30 protein-coding genes are annotated in these 25618 nt (G+C 51.9%); all 30 read left to right on the top strand.

Features of this window, described 5'->3' with window-relative positions:
* Positions 1-94 precede the first annotated feature (94 nt).
* The 30 genes from G5B42_RS12215 to G5B42_RS10875 all read left to right on the top strand — a co-directional run bounded on the left by G5B42_RS12215 (position 95) and on the right by G5B42_RS10875 (position 25609).
* Positions 95-991, top strand: coding sequence for a FliH/SctL family protein (locus G5B42_RS12215; protein ID WP_181340523.1), 897 nt, complete (start codon positions 95-97; stop codon positions 989-991).
* A gap of 2 nt (positions 992-993) precedes the next feature.
* Complete coding sequence (gene fliI, locus G5B42_RS11010) at positions 994-2349, top strand: flagellar protein export ATPase FliI (protein WP_181340526.1); 1356 nt, start codon at positions 994-996, stop codon at positions 2347-2349.
* Positions 2339-2770 carry a flagellar export protein FliJ gene (fliJ, locus tag G5B42_RS11005; RefSeq protein ID WP_181340522.1) on the top strand — a complete coding sequence of 144 codons (432 nt, stop codon included), beginning with the start codon at positions 2339-2341 and terminating at the stop codon, positions 2768-2770. The genes fliI and fliJ overlap by 11 nt, the downstream gene beginning before the upstream one ends.
* An 11-nt stretch (positions 2771-2781) precedes the next feature.
* Entirely contained in the window at positions 2782-3369 is a 588-nt protein-coding gene (locus tag G5B42_RS11000) for a MotE family protein (RefSeq protein WP_181340521.1), read from the top strand.
* A gap of 118 nt (positions 3370-3487) precedes the next feature.
* The gene (locus tag G5B42_RS10995; protein ID WP_181340520.1) at positions 3488-5011 is read left to right on the top strand and encodes a flagellar hook-length control protein FliK; all 1524 of its coding nucleotides are present in this window, start codon (positions 3488-3490) and stop codon (positions 5009-5011) included.
* Positions 5012-5030: 19 nt separating this feature from the next.
* A complete protein-coding gene (locus G5B42_RS10990; RefSeq protein ID WP_181340519.1) occupies positions 5031-5624 on the top strand; it encodes a flagellar hook capping FlgD N-terminal domain-containing protein in 594 nt (197 codons plus the stop codon).
* An 11-nt stretch (positions 5625-5635) separates the two neighbouring features.
* On the top strand, positions 5636-6031 hold the full coding sequence (locus G5B42_RS10985; protein WP_181340518.1) for a TIGR02530 family flagellar biosynthesis protein: 396 nt from the start codon (positions 5636-5638) through the stop codon (positions 6029-6031).
* 105 nt (positions 6032-6136) lie between these two features.
* Positions 6137-7363, top strand: coding sequence for a flagellar hook protein FlgE (locus G5B42_RS10980; RefSeq protein WP_181340517.1), 1227 nt, complete (start codon positions 6137-6139; stop codon positions 7361-7363).
* Between the two features lie 51 nt (positions 7364-7414).
* Positions 7415-7669: a flagellar FlbD family protein gene (locus G5B42_RS10975; protein WP_331274115.1), complete on the top strand. Its 255-nt coding sequence runs from the start codon at positions 7415-7417 to the stop codon at positions 7667-7669.
* Entirely contained in the window at positions 7669-8472 is an 804-nt protein-coding gene (locus G5B42_RS10970) for a motility protein A (RefSeq protein ID WP_331274114.1), read from the top strand. The genes G5B42_RS10975 and G5B42_RS10970 overlap by 1 nt, the downstream gene beginning before the upstream one ends.
* On the top strand, positions 8465-9172 hold the full coding sequence (locus G5B42_RS10965) for an OmpA/MotB family protein (protein ID WP_181340515.1): 708 nt from the start codon (positions 8465-8467) through the stop codon (positions 9170-9172). The genes G5B42_RS10970 and G5B42_RS10965 overlap by 8 nt, the downstream gene beginning before the upstream one ends.
* 11 nt (positions 9173-9183) lie before the next feature.
* On the top strand, positions 9184-9645 hold the full coding sequence (locus tag G5B42_RS10960; protein WP_181340514.1) for a flagellar basal body-associated FliL family protein: 462 nt from the start codon (positions 9184-9186) through the stop codon (positions 9643-9645).
* A gap of 13 nt (positions 9646-9658) precedes the next feature.
* A complete protein-coding gene (fliM, locus tag G5B42_RS10955; protein WP_181340513.1) occupies positions 9659-10657 on the top strand; it encodes a flagellar motor switch protein FliM in 999 nt (332 codons plus the stop codon).
* Complete coding sequence (fliY, locus tag G5B42_RS10950; protein ID WP_181340512.1) at positions 10647-11696, top strand: flagellar motor switch phosphatase FliY; 1050 nt, start codon at positions 10647-10649, stop codon at positions 11694-11696. Before fliM ends, fliY begins: the two co-directional genes overlap by 11 nt.
* A gap of 12 nt (positions 11697-11708) precedes the next feature.
* Positions 11709-12071 carry a response regulator gene (locus G5B42_RS10945; RefSeq protein ID WP_181340511.1) on the top strand — a complete coding sequence of 121 codons (363 nt, stop codon included), beginning with the start codon at positions 11709-11711 and terminating at the stop codon, positions 12069-12071.
* Positions 12068-12637: a FliO/MopB family protein gene (locus tag G5B42_RS10940; protein WP_231133524.1), complete on the top strand. Its 570-nt coding sequence runs from the start codon at positions 12068-12070 to the stop codon at positions 12635-12637. The genes G5B42_RS10945 and G5B42_RS10940 overlap by 4 nt, the downstream gene beginning before the upstream one ends.
* Positions 12630-13388, top strand: a complete 759-nt coding sequence (gene fliP / locus G5B42_RS10935) for a flagellar type III secretion system pore protein FliP (RefSeq protein WP_181340509.1) — start codon at positions 12630-12632, stop codon at positions 13386-13388. The genes G5B42_RS10940 and fliP overlap by 8 nt, the downstream gene beginning before the upstream one ends.
* Positions 13389-13407: 19 nt before the next feature.
* On the top strand, positions 13408-13680 hold the full coding sequence (fliQ, locus tag G5B42_RS10930; protein WP_181340508.1) for a flagellar biosynthesis protein FliQ: 273 nt from the start codon (positions 13408-13410) through the stop codon (positions 13678-13680).
* Positions 13681-13698: 18 nt separating this feature from the next.
* Positions 13699-14475 (top strand): flagellar biosynthetic protein FliR, encoded by a 777-nt coding sequence (gene fliR / locus G5B42_RS10925; protein ID WP_331274116.1) that lies wholly within the window; start codon positions 13699-13701, stop codon positions 14473-14475.
* Positions 14432-14896 (top strand): EscU/YscU/HrcU family type III secretion system export apparatus switch protein, encoded by a 465-nt coding sequence (locus G5B42_RS12005; RefSeq protein WP_331274113.1) that lies wholly within the window; start codon positions 14432-14434, stop codon positions 14894-14896. Before fliR ends, G5B42_RS12005 begins: the two co-directional genes overlap by 44 nt.
* Positions 14886-15587, top strand: coding sequence for an EscU/YscU/HrcU family type III secretion system export apparatus switch protein (locus tag G5B42_RS12000; RefSeq protein ID WP_231133521.1), 702 nt, complete (start codon positions 14886-14888; stop codon positions 15585-15587). Before G5B42_RS12005 ends, G5B42_RS12000 begins: the two co-directional genes overlap by 11 nt.
* 47 nt (positions 15588-15634) lie before the next feature.
* Entirely contained in the window at positions 15635-17713 is a 2079-nt protein-coding gene (gene flhA / locus G5B42_RS10915; protein WP_181340506.1) for a flagellar biosynthesis protein FlhA, read from the top strand.
* A complete protein-coding gene (gene flhF, locus G5B42_RS10910; protein ID WP_181340505.1) occupies positions 17703-18824 on the top strand; it encodes a flagellar biosynthesis protein FlhF in 1122 nt (373 codons plus the stop codon). Before flhA ends, flhF begins: the two co-directional genes overlap by 11 nt.
* The gene (locus G5B42_RS10905; protein WP_181340504.1) at positions 18817-19680 is read left to right on the top strand and encodes a MinD/ParA family protein; all 864 of its coding nucleotides are present in this window, start codon (positions 18817-18819) and stop codon (positions 19678-19680) included. Before flhF ends, G5B42_RS10905 begins: the two co-directional genes overlap by 8 nt.
* A gap of 33 nt (positions 19681-19713) precedes the next feature.
* Positions 19714-21702: a chemotaxis protein CheA gene (locus G5B42_RS10900; RefSeq protein WP_181340503.1), complete on the top strand. Its 1989-nt coding sequence runs from the start codon at positions 19714-19716 to the stop codon at positions 21700-21702.
* A gap of 27 nt (positions 21703-21729) precedes the next feature.
* Positions 21730-22227, top strand: a complete 498-nt coding sequence (locus tag G5B42_RS10895) for a chemotaxis protein CheW (protein WP_181340502.1) — start codon at positions 21730-21732, stop codon at positions 22225-22227.
* A gap of 26 nt (positions 22228-22253) precedes the next feature.
* A complete protein-coding gene (locus G5B42_RS10890; RefSeq protein ID WP_181340501.1) occupies positions 22254-22901 on the top strand; it encodes a chemotaxis protein CheC in 648 nt (215 codons plus the stop codon).
* A gap of 93 nt (positions 22902-22994) precedes the next feature.
* On the top strand, positions 22995-23357 hold the full coding sequence (locus G5B42_RS10885) for a chemotaxis protein CheD (protein WP_231133520.1): 363 nt from the start codon (positions 22995-22997) through the stop codon (positions 23355-23357).
* A 74-nt stretch (positions 23358-23431) separates the two neighbouring features.
* Positions 23432-24217, top strand: a complete 786-nt coding sequence (whiG, locus tag G5B42_RS10880) for an RNA polymerase sigma factor WhiG (protein ID WP_181340500.1) — start codon at positions 23432-23434, stop codon at positions 24215-24217.
* A gap of 18 nt (positions 24218-24235) precedes the next feature.
* Positions 24236-25609 (top strand): DUF342 domain-containing protein, encoded by a 1374-nt coding sequence (locus G5B42_RS10875; protein WP_181340499.1) that lies wholly within the window; start codon positions 24236-24238, stop codon positions 25607-25609.
* Positions 25610-25618: the final 9 nt, after the last annotated feature.

Below are 25618 nucleotides of genomic sequence, written 5' to 3'. Positions count from 1 at the left end.
GTCACTCCAAATGCAAGGATTTTATAGAATATTTCTCGTTTTCCTTGCACTTCCCTTGTCTTAAAATGGGTTATTTATCAGATTTTATAAGGGTTTGGGACTTTTTCAGGAAACCCTAATTAAAGATCCGAATATAAAAAATGAAGCCTGTCTCATTGATGTTCCCGAATTGGAGTGGGCCTACTGCGAGTTAATTGCCGCGCGGGCGGAGACCGCGGCGGTGGTGGAGACACTGGCCATGGAGGAGGCGACTAAGTCTGAGGAGGAAGAGGCCCCCTCCGTTCCGCCGGAAGTAATGGCGGCGCAACTCCTGGAGGAAGCCCGGCAACAGGCGGAAGCGATCCTGGCGCAGGCCCGCGGGGAAGCGGAGTCGATCCTTGCCGAGCTTGAAGCGCGGCGAAAGCAAACCGAGGAAGAACTGGCCCAGGCCAAAAAGGAGGCCGAAGCGGAGTGTGACCGCTTGAAAAAAGAAGCCTACGACCGCGGTTACGAAGAAGGTTGGAACAAGGGACACGCGGAAGGCGAAAAGGCGTGGGCGGAAAGGATCACGGCCGCGGAAACGACTTTACAGGAAGCGAAGGCCGAAGCGCTTAACTTGATCAACCGGGCGGATGAGGAAAGAATCGCCCGGATTCGCGAATCTGAACAGGAAATCCTCAAGTTGGCCGTGGAAATTGCCGAAAAGATAATTAACAACGAGTTAAAAGCGGACCCGGACAAGTGGCTGGGGATGATTAAGGTAGCCACTGAAAAAATAACGGGGGCGGCGGAAGTAACCATCCGGATCGCCCAGGAGGATGAGGCCTTTCTCATCCAAAACCTCCGGGAAGTCCGCAGCCTCTTTACGGAGTCGCCCAGGCTGCAAGTGGTGACCGACCCGAACTTGAAACCGGGCGATTTTATCCTCCAGAGTAATATGGGTGAGGTTGACGCCAGGCTTCACCAACAACTAAACAAGATTTATCAGGCTTTAAAAGAAGAAGGTAGCTAATGATGGGGCGGACTTTGCAAAAAGGATACCCCGCTTTTTGTGCGGATCCTTACCGGAAAAAACTGGCGACGGTCGAACCATTATGCCGGTTGGGTCAAGTGGAAAAAGTGGTTGGGCTGACCCTTGAGGCCGAAGGGCCTCCGACGTATGTCGGAGAAGTCTGCTATCTTAAAACCCGCTCCGGCCACCAGGTGCTGGGGGAAGTGGTTGGCTTCCGGGCGGGAAAAGCCCTGCTTCTTCCTTTAGGCGATATGGAAGGGATTGGTCCCGGCTGTGAAGTGATCGCCCTGGATCGTACCCTGGAAACACCAGTCGGGGAAGGCCTGCTCGGCCGGGTTTTGGACGGGCTGGGCCGGCCCATCGACGGCCGGGGGAAACCGAAGATTAGCGGTTATTACCCCCTAATGGCGGACGTCCGGAATCCATTGGACCGTTCCCGGATCAAAAAACCCTTGTCTTTGGGGGTCAAAGCAATCGACGGGTTGCTCACCTGCGGCCAGGGACAGCGGATGGGGATCTTTGCCGGCAGCGGAGTGGGGAAAAGCACCTTGCTGGGGATGATTGCCCGCAATTCGGCGGCGGATGTCAATGTGATCGGCCTGATCGGCGAACGGGGCCGGGAAGTGAAGGAGTTCATCGAAAAAGACCTGGGGCCGGCGGGTTTGGCCCGCTCCGTGGTGGTGGCGGCCACTTCCGACCAGCCGGCTTTGGTCCGGATTAAAGGGGCTTATACTGCAACGGCGATCGCCGAATATTTCCGGGACCAGGGAGCCAATGTCATGTTGATGATGGATTCGGTGACCCGTTTCGCTTTAGCCCAGCGTGAAGTGGGCCTGGCCATCGGCGAACCACCGGCAACCCGGGGTTATACCCCTTCGGTGTTTACCCTGATCCCGAAGCTTTTGGAGCGGACCGGCACCGCGGAGCGGGGGAGTATTACCGCCCTTTATACGGTCCTGGTGGAAGGCGACGACATGAATGAGCCGGTCGCCGATACCGTCCGGGGGACCTTGGACGGACACATTGTTCTGTCACGGGCTTTGGCCCATGAAAACCATTACCCGGCCATTGATGTTCTGGCCAGTGTAAGCCGTTTAATGATTGACCTGGCTAACAGTGAACACCGTAAAGCGGCGGCGACGGTCCGGGAACTTTTGGCCGTCTATCGAGCAAATGAAGATTTGATCAACATCGGGGCCTACGCAAAGGGAAGCAATCCCCGGGTTGACTTGGCGATAAAGATGTACCCGGCCATCCAAAAGTTTTTACGGCAGGAGATCGAGGAGAAGGTTTCCTTGGAACAGACTGTTGAGTTATTACAAAATTTGGTGGCGGAGGCAGGAGAAGGTGTCATTTAAATTTCAACCGATTTTGAACCTGCGAAAGCACCATGAAGACCAATGCCGTACCCGCTTTAAGGAAGAACAAGAGAAACTTTGGCGGATCGATGAAGAGTTAAACCGGCTTCAGGCGCTCAAAAAACAACGGGAAGCGGAGACGGAACAGCTCTCGGTCGGGGTGCTCAGCCTGGAACACCTGCTCTCCGGCAGTCGATACCTGGCGTATTTACGCCGGAAACAGAAGGAAACGACCGCACGGCGGGCACGCCAAGCGGAAGAGGTTGAGAAGGCCCGTTTAAGTTTGGTACAGGCACGGAAAGAAACGAAGATAATGGAAAAACTGAAGGAAAAAATGGCCCAGAAAGAAGTGGAAGAAAGACTTCGCCAAGAACAGAAAACCCTGGATGAAATCGCCATTTCCCAGATTTATCGTAATTAGAGGTGAAAGAGATGTTTCGTTATATCGCCGGGATTTTAACCGCTTTCCTGTTTTTTGGTTCGGTTTTCGGCTTTTTATATATTCTCGACCAGTATGATTACGTTGATTTAAAACCTGGGGTTTTAATGAGGTTATCGATGATTCCCGGTTGGGAGGAAGTATACGAGGCTTACCAACTGGGCTTGGAGGATATGGGGCTTTTACAGGAGCGGAAAGAAGCGTTGGCGGCCAAAGAGGAGGCGCTGGCCAGTGAGGCGGAAAAACTGGAGGCGGAGCGCCAGTCGCTGATTGAACAGTTGGTTGCTTTACAGGAGAAAGAAGAGTATCTGGCCCTCCAAGAACGGAAAATCGCGGAGCAACAGGCCGGATCCCGCTTAACCCTGCAGACGGGCGCAACCAGTCAGGACCGCCATGAACGGGCCGCACGGCTTTTGGAAGCGATGAGCCCCGAGGTTGCCGGGGAGAACCTTTTAAAGATGCCTTTTGAGATGGGCGTCGCGGTTTTGTCGCTGATCGAACCGCGAAAAGCCAGCCGCATCCTGGAAAAGTTGCCCCCGGAGCAAAGCGCCAAGTATATGGCCGCGATATCGGGCCGCTAGCCGTGGATGTTGGTCCATTGGCGGCAAGCTTTTCACCATAAACTTGCTTTACTAGGAATTGCCGACCGGCAGTTCCCTTCCATAGTAAAGAAAAAGGAGAAAGAAAGGAGGTGAAAGTTTGCCAGTCGCAGCAGGATTAGGAGAAAGGACGGAGCAGGCCTTCTTTGCCCAGACGGGGACGACCCGGGCGGCGGACGCCAAAGGCCGGACTTCCGGCAAAGAAGCGGGAGACCGTAAGTTCGAGCGGCTTTTCCAGGGCATGGTTCGAACCGAAAAAGAGAAGGGGAAGGAACGTCCACCGAACAGGCCGGTGGCCAACGATGAGCTCCGGTCCCAACTCATGCTCCTTTATCCAGAGCTTTCCACGTCAGCATTGGATCAGGGACAGGTTGCGGCGGGTGAAGCCGATGGGGAGTTCTTGAACGCGCTTCCAAACGCGGAAGATTTGCAAACCCTTACCCCGACGGCCGAAGCAGTTTTGGCCGCTCTGACCGAAGCACCTGCGGAAGCTGGGTGGGCGGAAGCCGTGGCGACCGGTTTGGCCAATTACCTGCCGGAAGAAACGGTGGACAATAAGGCTCTGGAGGGAACGCTCCCCGCGCAGGCGGCAGCCCTGGCCGTTCAGGAGGGGACCCGGCGATTAAAGCCGCCTGGTGCAAAGCACCCCGCGCAGGCGGCAGCCCTGGCCGTTCAGGAGGGTGAGGAAAATTCTGTTTTCCAACCCGAGGACCTTGCGGAGGCGGCCTCGGAGGGGATTGACGACGATGCCCAACTTGGGTTAAAGGCTGAAACCACCGGGTTTGAAGCGCACATAAACACATCCGAAATCCCCGCCAGGACAGAACCCGCCGGTAATACCGGAATAATGGGTATGGTTGCCACGGCGGCAGGAGAAAACCCTGGGGCTAAGCTGGCTTCCGGAATGATGGGAACCTTCAAAGCAGCAGGGGAGGCCACCGGATCCGAAACCGAAGGGAGAACCGAAAACGCGGAAACTACCTGGCAGGGCGGCCGTCCGGAAACTGCGGGCGACCATGACGGTTGGGAGGCGTTGTCGGCCACGGCGGAGCGCGAACCGAAAACTGTGCTTAAGACAGGGAAAACCCGTTTAAACGGAGAGCTCCTTGGCCAGAACTTTAGCCCGGTTGCGGGTGAAGCCGTCCACCACGAAGAGAGTCTGGAAGACCCCACCGCAGCGCCGGAACCGTTTGCTCCGGTAATCACCAGGGAAGATTTGGCCGCCCAGATTGTGAGCGGCGCCCGTCTCATGGTGAAGGACGGCATGACCAAGATCCAAATTCAGTTGGAACCGGCCGAACTTGGTAAACTGGAACTCTCCCTCGTGGTGGAACGGGATTTGGTTGCGGCGCGGTTCGTCACGGAAAGTCAGGGCGTCCAGTCCTTAATCGAGGCCAATTTGCCGCAGCTCCGTGCCGCCTTGGAGGAAGCCGGAATGCAGGTCGATCTCTTGCAGGTTAGCGTCCAAACCGGAACCGATTCCCAACTGCCGAACCAGAACATGGCCGGTGGTGAACACTTCCGGCAAAACACCGGTTGGAACCCCACCGCCGAAATGTTCATGGTGGAAGAGCCAATCTTGGGGGAGGAAGCCTGGCACGGCATGGTTAACCTGAGAATCTAAAAGGAGAGGAGGTGAAAAAATGATTACACCAGTGGGCAGCAGCTACACCAGTTCAACCGTGATCAAATCCGCCAATGACTTCCTGGGGAAAGACGCTTTTCTCAACTTGTTGGTGATGGAACTCCGCTACCAGGATCCGTTGGACCCCATGAAAGACCGGGATTTCATTGCCCAGATGGCTCAGTTCTCCGCGTTGGAGCAGATGCAGAACCTCTACCGTGTCAGCGAGCTCCAACAAGCAACGGCGATGCTTGGCCGCTCCGTAATTGCCCAGGAGTTTCACGAAGGAGGCCTGAGCGAGATGGTTTACGGCCAAGTCACCGGCGTACGAAGCTACGGCGGCCAAACCTACTTAATGTTGGACAGCGGACGGGAGATCAGGTCCGACCAGGTCGTCTCGGTGATGGATGAGAAGGGCTTGGAACAATATCTGCACGGACTTGTCGGCCGGAAAGCCTTTATCCGTGTTTATAACGAAATTGGGGAAGTCGTTGACTTTAAGGAGGTACTGATCACTGGTTACCGGTTGAAAGACGGTGGACCGTATATCGTTTATCACAACGGAGAAGGAGAGGAAGAGGTGCCCCTGGCCGATGTCTGGGGAGTTGTTTAGGGGGGATGACAATGACTGACCGGATCATTCCACCAATTTCACCAGTAACGCAGACACCCAGGGTTACCCCGGCGGAGCGCCGAACGGTACCAAAGCCCGGAGCGACCGGCGATTTCCAGAAGATTCTGGAATCGAAATTAGGCACCGAGATTAAAATTTCCGCCCATGCGCAGAAACGTATGATGGAACGGGGGATTACCCTTTCTCCTCAGGACATGGCGGGCCTTCGGGAGGCCGTCCAGAAAGCGCAGGCGAAGGGGTGCAAAGAATCCCTGGTGGTCTTGGACCAAGTTGCCTTGGTGGTTAGTGTGGAAAACCGGACCGTGATTACCGCGGTGGATGCCCGTAGTTTAAAAGAGAATGTCTTTACCAATATCGACAGTGCGGTTTTTGTCCAGAACAAATAGGCTGGACCTCCTAGAGGAAGCCGTCAGTCCTCCAAACGACCGCGGAGGACCGGACAAAACCCACTTTCGGAAGGAAAATGGGAAGAATAGGAGGTTAGATTAAAAATGATGCGTTCCATGTTTGCCGGAGTCTCCGGACTCCGCAACCATCAAGTACGGATGGATGTCATCGGCAACAACATTGCCAACGTAAATACGGTTGGTTACAAAACCAGCCGGGTTACTTTTGCGGATGCGCTTTCGCAGACGTTGCGGGGGGCAACCGCACCCCAGGGTAACCGGGGTGGGATTAACCCGCAACAAGTCGGACTGGGGGTCACCCTCTCCAGCATCGACGTCCTCCATACCCCCGGGAACTTGCAGACCACCGGGGTCAATACCGACCTGGCCATCCAGGGGAATGGCTTTTTTATCCTTGGCGGGGAAGGCAACCAAAGATATTACACCCGGGCTGGAAACTTTACCATGGATACCTCTGGTCGTCTGGTCTATGGTAATGGTCTCCAGTTACAAGGGTGGATGGCCAATGATGCTGGAGAGATCCAGACCGGCGGGAATCCCCAAGGGATTACTTTACCGATCGGGACCACGATTGATCCACAGGCTACTTCGGAGATAACTTTAACCGGAAACTTAAACTCGTCAACGCCTGATGGTGAAAGCTTCACGCGGAATTTACAGGTTTATGATTCCTTGGGGAACCCCCATACGATCCAGATTGTCTTTACCAAGACGGCGGTGGGGCAGTGGAATTGGCAAGTCCAAGATAGTGCTACACCACCAACTGTAATTGACCCAGGAGCAACCCTTAACTTTGATACTTTTGGGCATCTCCCAGCTGGAACGGAAGCAACTATTACTTGGACACCAGGGCCCGGGGTGGAAGCTCTGGATATTACCATTGATTTTTCGGCCATAAGCCAGCAGCATGCGGAGGACTCTTCAGTGGGTTATAAGCAAAACGGTTACCGCATGGGGTATTTGGACAGTTACCGCATCGACAGTTCGGGTACGGTGATCGGCATCTTCACGAACGGGTTAACCAAGAACGTGGCGCAGATTGCCATTGCCACTTTCACCAATCCCGCCGGGCTCGAAAAATTGGGAGAGACCATGTTCCGGACCTCCAGCAACTCCGGGGAAGCCCAGATCAATATCTCCGGGGTTGGCGGTGCGGGGAGGATTACCCCGGGGGCTTTGGAGATGTCCAACGTCGATTTGTCGCAGGAGTTTACGGACATGATCGTCACCCAACGGGGTTTCCAGGCGAACTCGCGGATCATCACGACCTCCGATGAAATGCTTCAGGAGTTGGTTAACCTCAAACGGTAATGTAGGCGAGGGGTGAGGGGGTAAGGGAACACCCCCTCACCGCTAATTATTATGCCAAGTATTACAGAAGGGTGGGCATGTCGCTTGATTAAAGTTACCCGGTTCAGTGGCGAAGAATTTTGGGTCAACCCCCACCTCATTGAGTTTATGGAAGAAACGCCGGATACCGTGATTTCTCTCGTCACCGGGAAAAAGGTCGTGGTGAAGGAGAGTGCGACCGAGATCAGAGAGAAGATAATCGCCTACCGCCGGCAGCTTGACGAAGGCGGACGGGAATGGGTTTCAACAGAGAATCGAGGTGAGTAGTGTTGGATCTGGCAACGATCATCGGTTTGGTTGTCGGTACCATTTTGATTCTCCTCGGTTGTGCCGGGGGAAGTCTCAGTACTTTACTTGGGTTTTTGAGTTTGAATTCGGTTTATATCACCATCGGGGGCTCCTTTACCGCCATGCTGATCAATTTTCCGCTGGAGCGGTTTGTGAGAGCATTCAAGAGTGTGCGTTGGGCGTTTTTTACGCAGACCTATTCGCTGGAAGAGATCATCAACACCCTGGTCCGTTACGCCGAAAAGGCGAGGCGGGAGGGTCTTCTGGCTCTGGAAGACGAGATCGCCAATTCGTCGGATGATTTCTTGAAAAAAGGGATCCAACTGGTGGTGGACGGGACCGACCCGGAATTGGTGAAAAATATCTTGGAGATTGAAATTGGTTTTCTGGAAGAAAGGCACAACGAGAACAAGACTTTTTGGGAGGCCTGGGGGACTCTGGCTCCGTCTTTCGGCTTGATCGGAACAATCATCGGTTTAATTCAGATGTTAAGGAATATGGATGACCCCAGCACGGTTGGGCCGGCGATGGCGGTGGCCCTCTTGACAACTTTATACGGGGCCTTAATGGCTTATTTCTTGTTTAACCCGATTGCGGCCAAATTGGGCATCCGCAGTCAGGAGGAGGTTATGATCCGGCAGGTGATGGTGGAGGGAATCCTTTCGGTGCAAGCAGGTGAAAACCCGCGGATCGTTGAAGAGAAACTCAAATCTTTCCTCCCGCCGGCGCGTCGGGAAAACGTCGGGCGCGACCGGATTGAAGGAGTTGGGCTCCATGTATAAGAAGAAACCAAAAGAACAACCGAGAGGTGCTCCCCCGTGGATGACCACCTATTCGGATCTGGTCACCAACCTGTTGACCTTTTTCGTCCTCTTGTTTGCCTTCTCCAATGTGAACGCGGACAAATACGAACAGATTGCCGCTTCCTTAAGGTCGGTTTTTAGCGGTTCCCCCAGCATCGTATACGGTGGGAAGTATCCATTGGGTGAACAGATGCCTTTTGAGATTTCCTCGCCCGTCAACGCCGAATTTCAAGTGATTTATGAGGAGATTGAGGCCATGCTGGCGGAGGAAGGCGTGGGGGCGGCGGTGGAGATCTTTCAGGAGGAACGGGGGCTAATCATCAGCTTTAAGGAGAAGATCTTTTTCGACATCGGTTCGGCCCAGCTGCGGCCGGAGGCGCGTAGTCTGCTCAGCCGCGTCGGCCGGATCCTGGCCGCTGACGACCACGATATCCGGGTGGAGGGACACACCTGCGATTTGCCGATCCGCAGCCGGATCTTCCCGTCCAACTGGGAGCTTTCGACCTCCCGGGCGACCAATGTCACCCGGTTTCTCATCGAAGAAGTGGGCATCGAACCAAGTCGACTGGGAGCAACCGGCTTCGCCGAATTCAGGCCGATTGCGCCCAATGATTCCGAAGAAAACAGGATACGCAACCGGAGAGTCGATCTTCTTCTGCTCTCCAGGAATAATTTATAGGTGGGATCAGCATGTCAGATAAAAACGGAAAAGCAAATCAGATCATCATCACCATCACCGTCTGTCTTTTGATCTTTTTTGCGGCGGTGTTCAGTGCGACAATGTTTTTTATCTACAAGATCATGCCGGCTAAAGAGCGGTACACAAAAGTGACCGCCGGGACCGAAGTCAAGTATCTCATGCCCTTGGGGGATGAAGTGCTGGTCAATTTGGCGGATCCCCTCAAACAAAAATACCTCCGGCTCAATTTTACCTTGGTTTTGGATTCCGAAAGAACCCAACAGGAGATCGAAAAACGAAAAGCGCAAGTACGGGACCTTGTGATCAGTATTTGCCGGGGGAAAACTTCTGAAGAATTAAGGGAAAAAGAAGGAAATAGCAAACTTCGCACCGAAATAATTACTGCTATCAACAATATTTTACCGGAGGGCAAAGTGCTCGATATTTTCTTCACCGATTTTATTGTAACGTAACGGGGGTGGCGCTTTGGCCGAGATTCTGACCCAAAATGAAATAGATGCTCTTTTGCAGGCGCTTTCATCAGGGGCCATTGATGCTGAATCGGCGAAAACCGAAGACCAGTCGCGAAAGATCCGTCCCTACGACTTCCGACGGCCAAGCAAATTCGCAAAAGACCAAATCCGCACGATTGTCATGATCCATGAAAACTTTTCCCGCATCTTAAGCTCTTCCTTGTCCGCCTATCTCCGGGCGATGGTCCAGTCGGAAGTGGCTTCCGTGGACCAGTTGACATATGAAGAGTTTATTAAATCCCTCCAAAATCCAACCGTGATCAATGTTCTAGCTTTAAAACCGCTGGAAGGGAGTATGGTTTTTGAGTTTGCGCCAAACCTGGCTTTTGGCTTCATCGACCGGCTTCTGGGCGGGAAAGGCGCTTACGACGGGATTATCCGCGAGTTAACCGAGATTGAACAGATGGTTACCAAGCGGGTCGTCATGCGGATGGCCAACTGTATCAAGGAAGCCTGGAGTAATGTGGTCGATGTCGAACCTGAATACCAGGGTATGGAGACAAACCCCATGTTTACCCAGGTGATCCCTCCGACGGAGATGGTCATCCTGGTGACTTTGGATGTGAAAATTGCGGCCATCAGCGGCTTGATGAATGTGTGTTACCCGTATATCCTCTTGGAACCACTTCTAGACCGGCTGAGCTCTCAATACTGGTTTGCCAGTGCGAAGAAGAGTTTTACTGCCGAGGCGGTTACCACCTTGAAAAAACGTTTGACCGAAGCGGTTTTGCCTGTTGAAGTCGAGTTGGGGAAGGCAACGGTCAGTGTACGGGAAATGTTGAGTTTGGATGTGGGCGATGTCATTAAGCTGAACCAGTCAATTAAAGAACCATTAACGGTGAAAGTCGGCCATGAAGAAAAGTACCTGGGTTTCCCCGGCCTTTCCAATGATAAATTAGCGGTCCAACTCTACGGGATTAAACAAAAAGGTGGTGAACGCGATGTCAAATGAAATGTTGTCGCAGGAAGAAATAAATGCGCTCCTTAATGAAGAAACAGCCGAATTGACCCCGATGGAAAGGGACGCGTTGGGTGAGATCGGGAACATCTCGTTTGGTTCCGGTGCCACCGCCTTGTCCCTGCTTTTAAACCGTCGGGTCGAATTGAACACGCCCAGTGTTGAACTGTCGGAGCTCAGCGAACTAATCCGTAAATACCCGAAGCCTTGTCTTGCGGCGGAAGTTGATTATACAACCGGTTTAAAAGGGACCAACCTTCTTCTTATTCAGATGCATGACGCCGCGGTGATCGCCGACCTAATGTTGGGCGGGGACGGGACGTCCCCCAACACGAATCTGGGCGAAATGGAGATTAGTGCCATTGCGGAAGCAATGAACCAGATGATCGGGAAGGCTTCGACTTCGATGTCATCCCTTTTTGATCTCAGAGTGGAGATTGCCCCGCCGCGGACCCGTATTTTGTCCATGAAAAACCTGGACGAGTTCAGCGCCCAGTTTATCAAGGACAACCTGGTTGCTGTGGTCTATTTTCGGTTGGTCATTGAAGGCTTGGTTGACAGCCAAATAATGCTGGTCATTCCGTATCTCTTTGCCCGTGAGATGGCAAAGACCTTAATTAACGCGAATGAACAGGAACCGATAGAGGAGAAAATGGCAGAACAACCAAAAACGAACCGGAAAAAACCATTGGATCGGGAAAAACCCAAAGCGGACGGGTCAGTCCGGCCAGTTCAGTTTAGGACCTTAGAGTCAGCCCCGCTCATGGATGGGCCGAGCAACCTCGATCTGCTCTTGGATGTTCCCTTGGAGCTCAGCGTGGAGTTGGGCAGTACCAAGATGCGGATCAAAGAGATCTTGGAGCTGGGGATCGGGTCGGTGATTGAACTGGACCGGCTAGCCGGGGAACTGGTGGATATTCTGGTGAACGGCAAGTTGATCGCCAAAGGAGAAGTGGTTGTGATCGATGAGAACTTTGGCGTTAAAATTACCGACATTGTTAGTCCATTCGAAAGAGTTAACAATTTACAGTAGGGGGGAAGTTCCGTGAAAAATCGTGTATTAGTAGTGGATGACGCTGCCTTTATGCGCATGATGATCAAAGACATTTTAAAGAAGGGCGGTTTCGAAGTAATCGGCGAAGCAGAAGACGGAGTAAAAGCAGTAGAAAAATACAAGGAATTAAGACCCGATTTAGTAACCATGGACATTACAATGCCCGAAATGGACGGAATTACCGCAGTAAAGGAGATCAAAAAGATCGACCAGAATGCGTTGATTATTATGTGTAGCGCCATGGGACAGCAGGCCATGGTGATCGATGCGATTCAAGCCGGGGCAAAGGATTTCGTCGTGAAACCGTTCCAACCGGATCGGGTTTTAGAGGCGGTTCGCAAAGTAATCCAATGATGACCAGTCTTTATCCTTTACATACTTTACTTGGATTCTTCATCCCGTTGGCCGAGTTTGATAGCGAAACGTTCAGTATAACACAGGAGGTTACCCCAGAACCCAGTTTCTCCTATTTCCAGCTCATCTCCTATCTCCTCTGCTTCGTGCTTGTCCTTTATCTCGCATCGAAAGCGGCACGTTGGCTGGGGAGGGTGGCTGGTGGGCGCTCCGGTCTCCATCTGCGCTTGGTGGATACACTCCACTTGGGCCCCAACCGGGCCGTGCACCTGATAATGGTGGGTAAACAATTGTTTCTCGTGGGGGCGGCGGAACGCAATCTGACGCTTTTGACGGAGATCAGCGACCCCGATCTGCTTGGCACTATCCAGGCGGAACTTGCTCCTCCGGTTACCGGCCGTCAAGGGGGCGGGAAAGGGTTTGCCGATCATCTAAAAGGGTTACTGAATGGTGGTTTTGGTGAGGTTGGATCGGCTCCACCGCCGGATGTGATGACACCAACGCAGAGAATTGAGGAGAGACTGATGAAATATCGAACCCACCGAGGGTATAAGAGCGATGGATAAAAGGCGTTTTCTGATCATTGTTTTTCTGGGGTTACTCCTAACCCTGATCAGCAGCAAAGTAAGTTTAGGGCAGCCAGCTCTTCCCCAAATTGAAATTGGATGGACAAACACGGATGATCCGGAGCAGGTTGCTGCCAGTCTCCGGATTTTAGCTTTAATTACCATTCTTTCGCTGGCTCCGGCCATTCTAATTATGTTTACCGCATTTACGCGGATAGTCGTGGTCCTTTCCTTTACCCGGAGCGCCATCGGCCTGCAACAATCCCCTCCGAACCAGGTGATTATTGGGCTTGCCCTTTTCCTTACTTTTTATATTATGGCCCCCACCTGGTCCGAAGTGCGGCAAAATGCCTTGACTCCTTTTTTCGCGGGTAAAATTACAATTGAAGAAGCTTTAAAGGAAGCGGAGAAGCCGGTCAAAAACTTCATGGGGAAACACGTTCGGAATGAGGATCTCCGTTTGTTCATGCGCATAGGGGAGATTACAACCAGGCCGGCCAATTATGAAGAGATTCCGCTCCACGTTATTGTGCCATCCTTTATCATCAGTGAATTAAAGACTGCTTTCACCATGGGTTTCATCTTGTATATTCCATTTTTAGTGGTCGATATGATCGTGGCCAGTACATTAATGTCCATGGGGATGTTAATGCTCCCGCCGATCATGATCTCCATGCCTTTTAAGATTTTGCTCTTTGTCATGGTGGACGGGTGGAACCTGGTGGTCCGGAGTCTTTTGACCGGTTATTGATCGTGGGTGGTGAAGCGTAGTGACTGATGTGACGGTCGTCACCATAATCCGGCAGGGGATTACGACGGTCCTTACGGTGGCCGGGCCGATGTTGGGGGCGGGCATGATCGTTGGTTTGCTGGTCAGTGTCTTTCAGGCCACAACCCAGATTCAGGAGCAGACTTTAACGTTTATCCCCAAATTATTGGCGGTTTTTTTTACCCTGGTGTTTTTGGGCCCCTGGATGCTCCGGGTTTTGGTGGATTTTACGACTGAACTTTTCGCGTTTCTTAGTCAAGCTGGAGGATGGTGAAGGTAATCATTGGCCTTAGTGACCTGGTCGGAAATGCAAATATCCCTCTTTATGCTGGTGTTCTTCCGTAACATCGGCCTTTTGACCGGGGCACCGCTTTTTCAAAGCCGGAACCTGCCGTCGATGGTCCGGGTCAGTATTGCACTCTTTCTATCCTTTGTTTTTGTCCCTTTAATTCAACCAACGATCACTCTCCCGGCCCACTTTGGGGTCTTCGTTTTCTACCTGTTACAGGAGTTTATTATCGGTTTATTAATGGGATACATCCTCTACTTGACTTTAGCCGGGTTACAACTGGCGGGCCAATTGGTGGATCTACCGATGGGGTTTGGTATGGTCAACGTGCTGAATCCCTATACCGAAAGCCAGATGCCGATTATCGGCCAACTCTACTACATCATTGCCCTTTGGCTATTTATTTTAGTGAAAGGGGATCATACCCTCTTCAATGTCTTGGCCCAGAGCTACCGGTTGCTGCCGGTGGGGGGCGAGCTCCTTCTGGCCAAGGGCTTACCTTATATCATCCGGGCCTTTTCCGGCCTCTTTTGGCTGGCCGTTCAAGTGGCGTTGCCCATCTTTGGGGTATTATTCTTGACCGATGTCGGGCTAGGGGTGCTGGCGAAACTGGTCCCCCAGATTAATGTGTTCTTTATCGGTTTCCCGCTTAAAGCGTTTCTGGGTTTGACGTTGCTCATCTTGTCCCTGCCGGTTTTGATCCGCTGGTTGGCGGGGTATTTTTCCACAAGTGGGAGTGTTTGGACTGAGTTACTACGATTTCTTAACACAATCCACTAGGGAAGGCGACGGCACGCTTTGCCCGCTTTACCGTCTTAATCTTCAGTTCTTTGCCGACGAAGAGAAGACGGAAGAAGCAACCCCACGGAAACGGCAACGCGCCCGGCAAAAAGGGCAAGTCCCGCGGAGCAACGAATTGAGTACGGTCGTCACCCTGCTGGCCGGGTTTATGGCTTTGCGGGCGGGTGGCTCCTATTTGTTGGAAAAACTGTATCTCTGTTTTCAATACGGGTTTTCCAGTGACCGTTTAAACACCTATCTGGACGAGGCCAATCTGGCCCAGCTTTTTAATAGTACTCTCCTTACGGTGGTGGGGGCTTTTATCCCCGTCGGGCTTGCCATCCTCACTGTTGGCGTTTTGGTGAATTACCTGCAAACGGGGGGGGGTGTTCACCCTCGAGCCCCTCAAGATGAAATTTGACCGGTTAAATCCGTTGGCCGGCTTAAAAAGAATGTTTTCACCCCAAAAATTTATCGACTTGTTTAAAGCCTTGTTTAAAATCATTGGGGTGTTCATCATCATATGGAATACCTTTAAAAGCAAGGTTTTCCCCCTGGCGGAAAGCAATGTGTATCACCCGCCACTGGAAATGGCCGGGTTGCTATGGCAGTTAATGTTTACGATTGTCTTGCGGATTGCCCTTTTGCTGCTGGCTTTAGCGATCTTTGACTTTTATTACCAACGCTGGCAGTACCGGAAAAGCCTGCGGATGACGAAGAAAGAGTTGCAGGACGAGCTCAAACAGACCGAAGGTGATCCGCTGGTGAGAAGCCGGATCCGCCAAAAACAAAGACAGTTATCGATGCGGCGGATGATGCAGGAAGTACCCAAGGCGGATGTGGTGATCACGAACCCAACGCATTTAGCCATTGCGCTTAAGTATGAAGCGGAGAAGATGGCGGCGCCGCAGGTTTTGGCGAAGGGCGAAGGACACATCGCCGCCAAAATCAAGGAAATTGCCACCGAGCACGGCATTCCGTTGGTCGAGAACAAACCGTTGGCCCGGACCCTCTACCAAACGGTCGAGATCGGCGAGCAGATCCCGCCCAACCTGTACCAGGCGGTCGCCGAGGTTTTAGCTTTCGTCTATAAACTGCGGCAAAGACGCTAGGCTTATCTCGCGAACACCCAAAAATTTGAATATCGATGGTGAATAAAATGCCAGATCAACCAGGGGATAGAACTTTATTATCCAGAGCTGCTTTTAGCGGGGAGATTGTCGTTGTTGTCTTGATGGTCGTCATTCTTGCCATGATGTTTATTCCTCTCCCCACCTTTGTGCTGGATCTCTTCTTTACGATCAACATTGCCTTGTCCTTCTTAATTTTAATGTTGACGATGAATGTCCGTAAGTCCTTGGAGTTCTCGGTTTTCCCAACCGTTCTGCTTATGACGACCCTTTTCCGGTTGGCGCTTAACGTTTCTTCCACCCGGTTGATTTTATTACACGGGTACGCCGGCCAGGTTATCGAAGCGTTTGGTAATTTCGTTGCTGGGAGCAACCCGGTGGTGGGCTTTATAATCTTTCTGATTTTAACTTTGATTAACTTCCTGGTGATTACGAAGGGGTCGGAACGGGTGGCCGAGGTGGCGGCCCGCTTTACCTTGGACGCTATGCCCGGGAAACAGATGAGTATTGATGCGGACTTGAATGCCGGTTTGATTACAGAGGAAGAAGCCCGGGCCCGCCGGCGGGAAGTTGCCCGCGAGGCTGACTTTTACGGGTCTATGGACGGGGCCAGTAAATTTGTAAAAGGTGATGCCATTGCCGGGTTGATCATCACCGTCATTAACCTCCTGGGGGGCGTCATCATCGGAATGTGGCAACGCGGGCTTGATGCGTTGGGTGCCCTGCAGTTGTACGCCCTCTTAACGGTGGGCGATGGTTTGGTCTCACAGGTACCCGCGCTGCTCATCTCCACCGCGACCGGTGTTTTAGTAACCAGAGCCGCTTCCGAAGACAACCTGGGGGCCGATTTAACCAGTCAGCTCCTGCGTTACCCGCAAATCTTGCTGATTACCGCGGTGGTGCTTGCGCTGTTCGGCTTGGTTCCGGGGATGCCGACCATTCCTTTCCTGGTCATTGCGCTTCTCCTGTGGTGGTTGACTTCGATTCTCCGCCGGGAGCAGAAAGAAAGAGCCGAAACCGCCGTTGAACAACAACAGGCGGCCGCCCAGGAGCAAGTAGCCTATAAACCGGAGCATGTCCTTTCTCTGCTGGCGGTTGATCCGATGGAGGTGGAGATTGGCTATAGTTTAATCCCGCTGGTCGATAAGAGCCAGGGCGGGGACCTCTTTGAACGGGTCAGTTTAATCCGGCGGCAAGTCGCTTTGGAACTGGGGATTATCCTGCCCGCCATCCGGATCCGTGATAATATGCAACTGGCCCCCAACCAATACGTGATCAAGATCAAAGGGGTGGAAGTGGGGAGCGGGGAACTGATGACCCACTCTTTCCTGGCGATGGATGCGGGGGCGGTGACGGAAAAGGTCTCAGGAATCCCCACGAAAGAACCGGCTTTTGGTTTGCCCGCCCTGTGGATTACGGCGGACCAAAGGGAAAAAGCGGAAATGTCCGGTTATACGGTGGTGGATTGTCCTTCCGTTTTGGCCACTCACCTGACGGAGATTATCCGCAATTATGCCTATGAACTATTGGGGCGGCAGGAGATCCAGGCGATGCTTGACTACATAAAAACCGATTACCCGGTGGTCGTGGAAGAATTAATCCCGAATTTGATGACAATTGGCGAGATCCAAAAGGTCTTTGCCCAACTTTTGAAGGAAGGAATTCCACTCCGTAACTTGGTAACGATCCTGGAGACGCTGGCCGATTATGCGCCGATGACGAAGGATACCGATGTCCTGACCGAGTACGTTCGGGTGGCCTTGAAGCGGCAGATCTCCAAGATGTTGGCGGGCAATGGCAATAAGATCCAGGTGCTGACCCTTTCTCCCCAGACCGAAGAGCGGATTCTCCGCGCTCAGGATAGTGAGGGGGAGCCCTTGTCACCATCATGGCTGAATGAGTTCTATGCTTCTTTAAACCAGCAAATTCGCCCGATTATCCAGGAAGGTCGTAATCCGGTGCTGCTGGTGGCACCGGCGATCCGCCGGTATGTCCGGAGTATTACGGAACGGGTTTCGCCGAAGATTTTTGTGGTGTCCTATCAAGAGATAATTCCGGAAATGGAAGTACATTCCTTAGGAATGGTAGGTGTTGTTAATGCGGGTTAAAAGGTTTGTCGCCGACACGGCGCAACAAGCAATTGCCCGTGTGAAACGGGATCTGGGCGATGACGCCCTGATCTTGCATTCACGCCCTTTTAAGGAAGGGGGCTTTTTGGGCTTATTCGCGAAGAGAAGATATGAAGTGCTGGCTGCCGTGGATAACAAGGAGACGGTACGGATTCCTGCGGCGGCTAAGCAGCCGACGGCGGAGAAGGGCGGGGAGGAAAAGCAACGCCAATTGTTCCAGCCGGAAACGGCGATCATGCCGGAACTGGAAAAGGTGAAAAAGGAATTATCGGAGATCAAAATGGCCATCGAAGGCGTGACGGCACAGGTCCGTTCCGTATCGCCGGTGGAGATGACCGCCGCCGCGCGGGCCATCCCCGAAGAGCAAAATGTAACGGACAAGCTGGGGACGGCCGCCCCGGTCAGCAAGTCCCGGAAGAATTGGGATGAATTTTTCATCAAAACCTATCCGATCCGGCTCAGCAGTCGACCGACTGTGGTAGCCCTGGTCGGCCCTACCGGGGTTGGGAAAACGACGACCATCGCCAAGCTCGCCGCCAATTTCGCCCTGTTCGAAGGGAAATCGGTCGGCCTGATTACCATTGATACCTACCGGATCGCGGCGGTTGAACAATTAAAAACCTATTCCGAAATCATAAACTTGCCGATTGAAGTGGTATATACCGCTGCTGATCTGAAACGCGCTTTTCAAAAACTGATGGACAAGCAACTGATCCTGATCGACACGGCGGGACGCAGCCAAAAGAACAAGCAGCAGATCCGCGAGTTAAAACACTTTTTTAACGGACGGCCCTTGAATGAAACCCATTTGGTGTTAAGCGCCAACACCAAACTGGAGGATCTGCTGGAAACAGCCGATGCATTTAAGGAGCTCGGTGTGAACCGTTTGATCTTTACCAAATTGGATGAGACCAATAGTTTGAGCAATGTGATAGAGGTTGCCGAAAGACTGCGCATTCCGTTGTCTTATGTCACAACAGGACAGAGTGTACCGGAGGATATCGAGGTTGCCACCTTTGAGGTTATAAAGAGGTATGCGGATAAGTACGCGGATAATAAGTACGCGGATAAGGAGACCATCAATGCGTGATCAAGCAGAACGTTTAAGGGAGCTGGTAAATAGCAAAAATAACCGGGTTAATACCCGTAAAGCCCGCATCATCGCTGTGACCAGTGGTAAAGGCGGGGTAGGGAAGACGAACATCTCGGTTAACCTGTCCATCTGCCTTTCCAAATTGGGCCAAAAAGTGACCTTAATCGATACCGATTTGGGTTTGGCCAACATTGATTTAATGTTAGGGATGATCCCCAAGTATCATTTAGGCCACTTTTTCTCCGGGGAACGGGATTTGGCTGATGTGGTAATGGAAGGCCCGGCCGGTGTAAAGATCATTGCGGGCGGTTCCGGCCTGCAGGAGCTGGCCAATATCGGTTCTTGGCAGTTGGACAACTGCGTAAACCGGCTATTTACCTTGGATGAGGATAATGATTTCATTATTCTGGACACCGGTGCGGGGATTTCCAACAAAGTGATTCGCTTTTTGTTGGCGGCGGAAGAAATCATTGTGGTGACGATTCCGGAACCGACTTCCATTGCCGATGCTTACGGGGTGATCAAGATTATCTCCAAAGAGAACCCCAATGCCAAGATTTATGTGGCGGTTAATATGGTGAAGAGCGATGAGGAGGGTGAACAGGTGGTTGAACGCCTCCGCATCGTTGCCGAGAAATTCTTGCAATTCCCGTTGGAATCCTTGGGGCATATTCATTATGACCATAATGTACCAAAAGCAGTAAAACAGCAACAACCTTTTATCGTGACTCATCCAAATTCCAAGGCTTCCCAGGGCATTTGGAAAATGGCTCAACAACTGATGCTCTTGCCGGAGCATCCGTCGCGAGGGATCGCCATGTTCTTCCAACGACTGTTTTTAGGTAAAGCGTGATAGCGCTGATGCGAAACCCGGAGGTGAAAAACCATGGACGTTTCTCAGTATCTAAATGTGTTTATGGATGAATGTCAGGAACATTTGCAATCCTTAAACCAGTCTTTGCTGGCTTTGGAGCAAGATCCGGACAACACTGAGATCCTTAATTCAATTTTCCGCGCCGCCCATACCTTAAAAGGGGCCTCGGCAACCATGGGTTTTAATAAAATGTCCAACGTTACCCACGCCATGGAAGACGTCCTCAGTCTGCTGCGCCAGAGTGAGCTGAAAGTTAATGCCGAGATCATCAACACCCTTTTTGAGGCTTTAGATTTATTGGAAGTGCTGGCCCAAGGGATCATGGAAGGCCGGGAAGAAGACATCGAGATCGCCGGCGTGATCCAGAACCTGCAAAAGTTTACGACCCAAGAGGCGGCAAGCAAACCCGACCAGGCGTCGGAACGCCGTCGTGCTCTCCAGTTACGCTACCTTCCGGCGGAAATTGACCAGATCAAACAGGCTACCGAGGAAGGTTTCAACCTGTATCACCTCCATGTTTATTTACAGGATGAATGTTTGCTCAAGGGTGCCCGTGCCTTTATGATCCTGCGTGAATTGGAAGCCCATGGGGAGATTGTCCGTACGATCCCCACGGCGAAGGAGCTGGAAGATGAGCGGTTTGACACCGACTTCATTATCGGCATCTTAAGCAAAAAACCGCTGGAGTTTCTGATCCGTTTCCTGGAGAAGATGCTTGATGTGGCGAAGGTGGAGGGTAAGGTCCTTTCCACCGAAGAACTTCTGGTGGAGCGGCGGGGCAGCGGGGCAAAAACAACGCCCGGCGATACCACCCCGCAAAAGGGAGGCGTCACCGCCAAAATTCCTTCGAATGTATCGCCGACGGTACGGGTGGACATTCGGAAACTGGATGATTTGATGAATCTCGTGGGTGAGCTGGTGATCACCAGATCCCGCTTGGAACAGCTAAGCTTAGAGCATGGGGACCAGGTCCTGGCGGAGACGGTTGAACAGCTGACCCGTTTGACCATTGATCTGCGGGACCAAGTGTTAAAGACCAGGATGGTCCCGGTCGACCATGTCTTTTCCCGTTTCCCCCGTCTGGTCCGGGACCTGGCTAGAGAGACCGGGAAAGAAGTACAATTACAGATCAGCGGGGCCGAAACCGAATTGGACCGGACGGTGATCGATGAGATCGTTGATCCGTTGGTTCATATCATCAGGAACAGTATTGACCACGGAATTGAGGCGCCCGAGGTCAGAACGGCGGCCGGGAAAAGTCTCCCCGGGACGGTGGAGCTTAAAGCCTATCAAGCCGGGAATAATGTGGTGATCGAGGTGATCGATGACGGCGCCGGGGTGAATCTGGAAAAAGTCAAAGCCCGGGCGTTGGAGCGGGGAATTATCAGTGCTGAAGATCTGGAGAACATGGATGACGAAGATGTCATGAACCTGATCTTCCTCCCCGGCTTCTCGACTTCCGATAAAGTGACCGACATTTCCGGCCGCGGTGTCGGGATGGACGTGGTGAAAACCCAGATTACAAACCTGGGTGGAGTGGTGGAACTATATAGCGAGCAGGGGAAAGGAACAAAGTTTACCATTCGTCTACCGTTGACATTGGCTATTATCCAAACGCTTATTGTCCAATTGGGTGACGAGGTGTTTGCGATCCCTTCCACTCTGATCGACCAGACGATCAGTGTGGCGCAGAAAGATATAAAAATTCTCCGGAACCGGGAAGTCACTTTATACCGGGGCGAACTGATCCCGCTAATCCGGCTCCAGGATTATCTGGGCGTGACCGGAGCCAAAAATTCCAGCCTGGATGAGCTGGATGTGGTGGTGGTCAGCACCGGGGAACGCCGGATTGGCTTTGTGGTCGATACGCTCATCCGCCAACAGGATGTAGTGATTAAATCCCTCGGTGCTTATCTGGGGAATATCCCCGGGATCGCTGGGGCGACCATCTTAGGGAACGGGAAGATCGCTCTGATTTTGGATCTGCGCAATGTAGCTTAACCAACCGTCTTTAAGGGGTGATACGAAATGAAAGAGAGACAGGGTAAAGAACGACAAGAAGAAACTACCCAGCTAATCATCTTTAAGCTGGGAGAAGAAGAGTTTGGCGTGGATATTTTACAAGTGCGGGAGATTGAGAAACTGGACCAAGGGATTACGAGGGTGCCGAAGGCTCCACCGTTTGTGGAAGGGGTCATTAATCTACGCGGTGAGATCATTCCCATTGTTGACCTCCGGGTCCGTTTCGGGTTGACCCTGCCCGAGCTCGGGCTTGATTCCCGCGTCATCATTGTCGAAGTAGGAGAAGCGCTGGTCGGGATGTTAGTCGATGCTGTGGTTGAAGTCTTAAGGATTCCGGTTTCGGCGATTGAACCGCCGCCACCGATTACAAAAGGGGTGGATTCCTACTATTTGGCCGGTGTCGCTAAACTTGAGGACCGGTTAATTGTGCTGCTTAACTTGGAACGTACCCTTAGCCCGGAAGAGGAGAAACAATTGAGCGAAGCAGAACTGGAACTGGAGTGATGACTCTGGAACTGGAGTGATGACTGATGATTGAAAACCTGACCCCCATCCAACTGGACGCCATTCGTGAAGTGGGCAATATCGGTGCCGCCCACGCCGCTACGGTGCTTTCCCAACTTTTGAACAAGAAAGTATCGATGACTGTTCCGCAAGTAAACATTTTGCCCCTCGCCGAAGCTTGCGATTTTGTGGGCGGCCCGGAACAACCGATGGTCGGGGTTTATTTACGGATCTTCGGCGGGGCACCCAGTAAGATGCTTTATCTTTTTCCGGAAGAGAAAGCCCTCTTTGTGGCCGGGCTTTTGATTAACGACCCGGAGAAATGCAGCAATCTTTTAGGGGAATTGGAAATTTCGGCACTGAAAGAAATCGGGAATATTCTAACCGGGGCTTATGTTTATGCTTTTTCCAACTTTACCGGAATCAACATGTTATCGTCCGTACCGGCTCTCGCCTTTGATATGGTCGGTGCCATTCTCAACACGATCCTGGCTGACTTGGGTGAGATGGGTGATTACGCGGTGATCATTGAAACACAACTGACAGCCTGTGATGAGAGTGTTGACGGTCATTTCTTTCTTGTTCCGGACCCCGGATCTTTAGCAACTATCTTAGAGGCGTTGGGAGTGAAGGAAGGATGCCAGAACCGATCCGGGTCGGAATGTCCGAAATAGTAGTGGCGAGGGCACCGAAAGTTCTTGTTACTTTAGGCTTAGGTTCTTGTGTTGCGGTCTGTGTCTACGATTTTTTTTTTAAAAGTGGGAGGAATGGCCCACATTATGCTGCCCGACAGTTCTCTGTCCGGCGCCAATGCCCTGACCAACCGCGGTAAATTTGCCGACACGGCGATTCCCGACTTGATTGAGGCGATGCAACGGGAAGGGGCCATGAAAGAACGAATGGTTGTGAAGATCGCCGGTGGGGCCCAGATGTTTTCCTTCAATGGGCTGAACAATCAAATCCAGATCGGAGCGCGGAATGTTGCCGCGGTGGAAAAAATCATCGCAGAAATGGGTTTAAAAATCACCAACCGGAGCGTTGGCGGGAATGTCGGCCGGTCCGTTTTAATGGATTTAGAGACCGGTAACGTGACCATAAAGATGTTAAATTCCCCCGACATCATTTTATAAGAGGATTTGCCCTGAAATTGTCGAAGAAGTTAGCAGGAGAGGAAATATATACCTTAAAGGGGGAAGGGTATATAATGTTCAATAAAGGGCGGGATGCACAGCTTTGGAAGGATTACCGCCAGGGAGGTTCGGACGCCGCCCGTGAGAAGTTAATCGAGGGGTATGCTCCCCTTGTTAAATATGTGGCAGGCCGGGTGGCAATCGGTCTACCACCAAATGTGGAATTTGATGATTTGGTGAGCTATGGGATATTTGGTTTAATTGATGCCATTGACAAATTTGATCCCGACCGTGGGATTAAATTTGAGACTTACGCGATTGCCCGGATCAGAGGGGCAATCATGGACGGGTTACGCAACAACGATTGGGTACCGCGGTCGGTACGGCAAAAGGCGAAAGAACTGGAGAAGGTCTGTAGTGAACTGGAAAACAAATTAGGAAGGTACGCCACGGATCAAGAGATCTGTGAGTCTTTAAATATTTCGTTGGAAGAATTCCACCGCCTACTAAACGAAGTCAGCTGTACAACACTGAGTTCTTTGGACGAAATGTGGATGACGCGCAACCTGGATGATGATAGCGTACGGGTTCTCGACTTGATTGAAAATGAGGATAGTTCGGATCCGGAAAAACTGGTTGAGATTAACGAGTTAAAGGCAGCGTTGGCAAAATCCATTGATGCACTTTCGGAACGGGAAAAACTGGTGATTACCCTTTACTATTACGAAGGATTAACGCTGAAAGAAATTGGCCAGACTTTGAACATTTCTGAATCACGAGTGTCGCAGATACATACCAAAGCAATTTTTCGTTTAAAAGGAAGGCTATCCCGCTGGCGTACTGCAATCGAAGTTTTGTAACGGGAGGGGCGTTTCGCGTTGAGCTTGGCACATATTAAGGTTGATTTATCCTCCGACAAGATGCATGCTTATTTACAACTTGAGATCCCACCGGAGGGAACGGCTTGGCCTACCTATGAGGATGTAATTAAAAAACTGAATGAAGAAGGCGTCGTCTTCGGGTTAAAGGAAGAAGTAATCCACCGTGTTTTGGAAGAAAAGACGGGTAAGGTAACACTGGTTGCGGAAGGAGTTTATCCAATCAATGGCGAGGATGCCAGTTTAAAGTATTACTTTGAAACCGACCGGGTCCGACTTCTCCCAAAAGAGTTGGAAGACGGTCGCGTTGACCACCGTGAATTGTCTTTGGTCCAGAGTGTCCAGAAAGGTCAAGTCTTGATTGAAAAGACGCCGGCGACCCCCGGCGTACCGGGAACGAACGTTTTGGGTGAAGAAGTGAAACCGGTTCCCGGAAAGGACGTCAATGTGGTGGTTGGGAAAAATGTGGCCTGGGATGGCAACCGGTTGATCGCGACTTGTGACGGTGAGCCGACCAAGATCGGGAATAAAGTGTCGGTGCAAGTGGTCCATGAGATCAGAAGCAATGTTGGTTATAAAACTGGCAATATCGATTTTATTGGTTCGGTTCATATCCGGGGTGATGTGGAAAGCGGATTTGTCGTTAAGGCCGGCGGTGATGTGGTGATCACCGGTAATGTTGAAGGCGGGAGCATTTATGCCGAAGGAAATATCACGATCAACGGCGGGATCATTGGCCAGGACAAATCGGTGATCAAATGTGGCGGCGATCTTTATGCCCGCTATATTGACCATGCCCAGGTTGATGCGGAAGGGGTAATCAAGGTCCGTGATGCGATCATGCATAGTGTGGTCAACTCGGGGCAGAAAGTTATCCTCGGGACGAAAAAAGGGATGATCATGGGTGGTGTGGTCCGGGCGGCCGACCTGATTGATGTCCAGTTTTTAGGGTCCAAAATGGGGACCCAGACCGAGGTTGAAGTGGGGATTAACCCTGGATTCCGCCGGGAACTGAATGAGATAGAAAAAAGATTACCCAACCTGGAGAAAGAGCTCGACATGGTGGAGAAGGCGCTTAATATCTTAAACCGGCAGCCGGAGCTTCCACCGAACCGGGAGGAACAAAAGGCCAAACTGATCCGTACTTCGTTCGTTTTAAAAGCCGAAAAGCGTAAACTGGAGAGCCGGCGGGAAGAGATTTTGCAAATGATCAACGAGCGCCAGTTGGAACGGGGTTCGATCCGGGTGCGCCAGACCATCTACCCCGGTGTCCGTGTCATTATCGGAAAAGCGGTGCGGGTCTTTAAAGATAACTTTAACTATGCCGTGTTGACCTATCATGAAGGAGAAGTGTCGATTCAACCATACCGTTAAGGGGGGTTG

The organism is Capillibacterium thermochitinicola (assembly GCF_013664685.1).
GTDB lineage: Bacteria > Bacillota > UBA4882 > UBA10575 > UBA10575 > Capillibacterium > Capillibacterium thermochitinicola.
This window is presented reverse-complemented; position numbering and strand designations above follow the sequence as displayed.